The following is a 4,025-nucleotide window of genomic DNA, read 5'->3' as shown; positions in this document are numbered from 1 at the left end:
GGGGCGAAAGCATAACCCAGGGGGAAGGGGGCTGCCCGGCCCTCCAGTTCACCTCGCGTAACTCGGAGTCCATTCCAAGCCGGGATAGTCGTCGACTTATACTGGGCCCTCATGGAGCCTACCCCCAAGGTCATCCGTCACTTCCATCCGGTGCTCTCCGCCCGCGCGCTGGGCACCCGGCCGGTCCGCGTGGAGGTGGCGGGCCGCGCCTACGCGCTCTTCCGGGATGGCGCGGGGCAGCCCGCGGCGCTCGCGGATGCCTGCCCTCATCGCTTCGCGCCGCTGTCCAAGGGGACGGTGCGCGCGGACGGGCGGCTCCAGTGTCCGTACCACGGCTGGCGCTTCGACGCGCAGGGGCGCGGCAGCAACCCCAGCCAGCCGGAGCTGCGCCACTGCGACGCGCGGAGCTTCCAGGTGGTGGAGCGCTACGGCTACCTCTGGCTGGCCGAGCGGGACACGCCGCTTTCGGCCATGCCCGACATGGGCGATGAGGGCTACGTCTTCGGCGGCGCGTTCTCCACGCACTTCGCGGCGCCGCTGCACGTGTCGCTCGACAACTTCAGCGAGGACGAGCACACGCCCTACGTCCACACCCGGCTGGGGTGGGACGACCCGAACGCGGGCCGGGTGGAGTTCGAGGCGCGCAACCTGGAGGACCGCACGGAGGTGCACTACCGCGCCCCGCAGCGGCCCGCGCCCATCATGACGGTGCTGGGCGTGCGGGACGGCGACTTCTTCCAGAACGACTGGGTGACGCGCTTCGACCCGGTGCGCAGCCAGTACACCATCCAATGGGTGGCGCCGGACGGCTCGCCGCGTCCCTTCATCACCCGGGCGAACATCTTCTTCGTGCCGGAGACGGCGCGCACCACGCGCCTGCACGTCTTCTCATTCCTGCGCACCGAGCAGCCGCTGCTGCGCCCGCTGCTCCCGGTGGCGGCGCGGGCGGCCATGGCGCTCACCTGGTGGGAGGTGCGCGACGACGCGCGCTTCATCACCACCGTGGCGGACACGCCGTACAGCCACAAGGGCATGCGGTTGGACCGCTTCGACGCGCCGCTGGTACACCAGCGGCGGCTCCTGGAGCGCATCTACTACGGCGCCGGCCCGAAGATGACGGGGGCCGTGGTGCCGCTCACCCGCGAGGCCCCGGGCCGCTGAGGGCGCGGAAAGGCGCGCCCCGCGCTTCAGTGCAGCGAAGGGGAGGGCGCTTCGTACGCCGGAGCGGCCATGCCGGTGCGCGCCTCGTAGGCGTTGCAGCCGCTCTCTCCGGACAGCTCCAGCTCGAACTCGGCCAGCTCCGGCTGCATGCAGCGGTGCGTCTCGCCTGCGCTCTGGGGGTTCTGGTTGGCGAAGTAACGGCAGCCCTTGCAGTTGCCCCACTGTCCTTCCGCCATGACGTCCTCCTCGGAAAGGGTGTGATGCCTCTCTCCACGAGGGTGGGGCCGGCGAAGGCCGCTCACAACCGGCGCTCGACGCCCGCCTTGCTGGCGGGCGCCGGGATGCCGCGCCGCGGGGTTACTGCTGCCGGGGAGCGTCCGCCGGCCCTTCCTGTGCCGGCTGCGTCGGCTGCGTCTGCTCCGGCAGCGGCTGGAGGAACGGCGCCTCCGAGTCCTCCACCTTCAGGTCCGTCGTCAGGGGACGGGCGCCGAACACGCCCACCGCGCGCAGCAGGCGCAGGCCGGCGAGCGAGGCCTGCAGTCGCTCACCCACCAGGCCAATCTCCGCCTGCGTCAGCGCGGTGTTCGCGTCCGCGACCTCCAGGTACGTGGCCACGCCTTCCTTGAAAGCGACCTCGGTGAGGCGCTGGGACTCGCGCGCCAGCTCCACGGCCTGCGAGGCCTTGAAGCGGTTGGCCAGGGCGCTCTCCAGGTCCAACTGCGCGGTATTCACTTCCTGGCGCGCGGTGAGCTCCGCCTTGCGCTGCAGGGCCCGGTTCTCCGCGATGATGGCCGAGGCCTCCTGCAGGTTGGCCTCACGCAGGCCGCCGTCCCACAACGTCCAGCTGGCGCCCAGGGTGATGAGCCAGATGCGGTTGGAGCCCACGAGGCCCGCCGCGTTGCTGATGTTGTAGGTGCCGGAGATTTGCACGTTGGGCAGGTAGCTGAGCCACACGCCGCGCTTGTTGATTCGCGCCAGCTCCACGGACTCACGCGCCGCGGCGACGTCCGCGCGCTGCTCGAGCGAGCGCTCGACGAGCACGCCGGTGTCCGTCTTCTCCGGCACCTGGGGCTCCGGCGGCGGCGCCACGTCGAAGTTCGGGTCGTCCAGCGCCAGCAGGGTGGCCAGCACCAGCTTGGCGGACGCCTCCGCGTTGCGCGCGCGGATGAGGTCCTGCTCCGCGCGGGCCAGGTCCTGCTCGGCGCGCAGCAGCGCCACGCGCGTCACCGTGCCCGCGTCGAAGCGGACCTTCGTGTCCTTGGCGCGCGCGCCGTTGAGCTCCACCAATCGCTCCTGCACCGCCACGGCCTGCCCCTGCGCCACGGTGCCGTAGTACGCCTGCGCCACGCCGAAGAAGATTTCGCGCCGCGCCTGCTCCACGTTGAGCTCCGCCACGCGCTCCGCCTTGTAGGCGGCCTGGATGCCGGCCCACAGCTGCGGGGCGATGAGCGCCTGCCGCACCTGGCCCTGGGCCTGCAACTGCACCCGCGGCTGGATGACGATTTCCACGGGCGCGAGCGGACCCGCCGGAATCACCGCTTCGACGGAGTTGCGGACGATGGCGCCGTTGACCGTCACGTTGGGCAGGTACCCGGCCCAGGCCTTGCGCGACGCGGTGTCCGCCTGCGCGAGGCGGGCCTGCGCGGCCTTGAGGTCCAGGTTTTCCTTGCGGGCGCGGTTGAGCGCGTCCTCCAGGGTCAGCGTAGGCGGCGGTGCCGCGGCCAGGGTGGCAGCCAGGGACAGCGCCAGGAATGAACTCATGACCGCCTCTACCTCCTCAAGGGCCCGCGCCGACGGGGGCCACTGCGTCCGGAATGGACTTGCTACGGGTTCGAGCCTCGGGTCGGCAGCCATAGTCCATGACGTCCGAATTTGGAAGCTCCGGAATGTAGTAGCTCTCAATAGTTGATGAAGTCAATTGTTTAGGTGAATCAGGTGACATAACATGAGGGGTATGAACGGGAGCGGCGAGCAACTGGAGCGGAAGACGAAGCCGGGGAGTGGGCCCGGGCAAGCCGGACCTGAGGGTGACTTGCCACGCCAGGCGTGGACCCTCCTCTTCGAGCTGATGCACACGCACATGCGCAACTTCCCCGCACTGGCGGCGGAGCTCGACCTGTCGCCGGTGCAGGCGCACGTGCTGCGGCAGCTGGGGGAAGGGCCGCTGGCCATGAGCACGCTGGCCGCCTACCTGTCGTGCGACGCGTCCAACGTGACGGGCCTGGTGGACCGGATGGAGGCGCGCGGACTGGTGGTGCGCCGCAGCTCCGAACAGGACCGGCGGGTGAAGATGCTGGTGCTGACGGAGGACGGCGCGGCGCTGCGCGAGCGGCTGCTGGAGCGCATCTTCGAGCCGCCGGACGCCATCTGCGGCCTGCCGGAGGAGGACCTGTGCGCGCTGCGCGACATCATGCGCCGCGCGCTGGGCGCGCAGTAGGCGCCCCGCGTCAGTCCAGCAGGAAGGTGTACGAGTACTTCATCTCCGTGGAGACGGGCTCGCCGCCCTTGATGGCGGGCTTGAAGCGGAAGCGGCGGATGGCGTCCCGGGCCGCCTCGTTGAGGCCATAGCCGGGGCCCTTGAGAATCTTCACCGCCGTCACCTTGCCCTCGTGGCTGATGGTGATGGACAGCGTCACGGTGCCCTCCACGCCCGCGCGGCGCGCCTCCTCCGGGTAGGGAATCTTCACCTCGGAGGCCACCGTGGGCTCGGAGTCCACCTGGTAGATGGGCGCGTACTTCGGCGCGCTGTACCCCTTCACGTCCTTGGGGTCCTTCGCGGTGGGGCCCGTCCTGCCGTAGGCGGTGTTGCCCACGGGCGCGGCGAACGAGCCCGCGCTGGTGGTGGAGGACATCGTCATGCCCAC

At 70.6% G+C, this 4,025-nt stretch carries 5 protein-coding genes; 2 read left to right on the top strand and 3 right to left on the bottom strand.

Annotated elements, in window-relative coordinates; translation table 11 throughout:
• Positions 1-111: 111 nt before the first annotated feature.
• On the top strand, positions 112-1,161 hold the full coding sequence (locus G4D87_RS34495) for a Rieske 2Fe-2S domain-containing protein (RefSeq protein WP_163786920.1): 1,050 nt from the start codon (positions 112-114) through the stop codon (positions 1,159-1,161).
• A 26-nt stretch (positions 1,162-1,187) separates the two neighbouring features.
• Here G4D87_RS34495 and G4D87_RS34490 read toward each other — a convergent pair whose 3' ends face one another.
• Together G4D87_RS34490 and G4D87_RS34485 are read right to left on the bottom strand one after the other, a co-directional pair.
• Positions 1,188-1,397 (bottom strand): hypothetical protein, encoded by a 210-nt coding sequence (locus G4D87_RS34490; protein WP_163786919.1) that lies wholly within the window; start codon positions 1,395-1,397, stop codon positions 1,188-1,190.
• Between the two features lie 121 nt (positions 1,398-1,518).
• Positions 1,519-2,922: a TolC family protein gene (locus G4D87_RS34485; protein WP_163786918.1), complete on the bottom strand. Its 1,404-nt coding sequence runs from the start codon at positions 2,920-2,922 to the stop codon at positions 1,519-1,521.
• Between the two features lie 184 nt (positions 2,923-3,106).
• Here G4D87_RS34485 and G4D87_RS34480 point away from each other — a divergent pair, with 184 nt between their 5' ends.
• Positions 3,107-3,598, top strand: a complete 492-nt coding sequence (locus tag G4D87_RS34480) for a MarR family winged helix-turn-helix transcriptional regulator (protein ID WP_163786917.1) — start codon at positions 3,107-3,109, stop codon at positions 3,596-3,598.
• Between the two features lie 10 nt (positions 3,599-3,608).
• On the opposite strand, the gene G4D87_RS34475 is transcribed toward G4D87_RS34480, so the two are convergent.
• On the bottom strand, positions 3,609-4,025 hold a 417-nt coding region (locus tag G4D87_RS34475; RefSeq protein WP_163786916.1), incomplete at its 5' end, for an energy transducer TonB.

It is taken from the genome of Myxococcus vastator, assembly GCF_010894475.1.
GTDB classification, from domain to species: Bacteria; Myxococcota; Myxococcia; order Myxococcales; family Myxococcaceae; genus Myxococcus; species Myxococcus vastator.
Note: the sequence above shows the minus strand (reverse complement) of the source record. Positions and strands in the feature narration are given on the sequence as shown.

What these genes read in the sequence shown, in the direction of transcription:
- G4D87_RS34490 (WP_163786919.1), bottom strand. Translation starts at nt 1,397, where the DNA reads ATGGCGGAAGGACAGTGGGGCAACTGCAAGGGCTGCCGTTACTTCGCC.
- G4D87_RS34480 (WP_163786917.1), top strand. Translation starts at nt 3,107, where the DNA reads ATGAGGGGTATGAACGGGAGCGGCGAGCAACTGGAGCGGAAGACGAAG.
- G4D87_RS34485 (WP_163786918.1), bottom strand. Translation starts at nt 2,922, where the DNA reads ATGAGTTCATTCCTGGCGCTGTCCCTGGCTGCCACCCTGGCCGCGGCA.
- G4D87_RS34495 (WP_163786920.1), top strand. Translation starts at nt 112, where the DNA reads ATGGAGCCTACCCCCAAGGTCATCCGTCACTTCCATCCGGTGCTCTCC.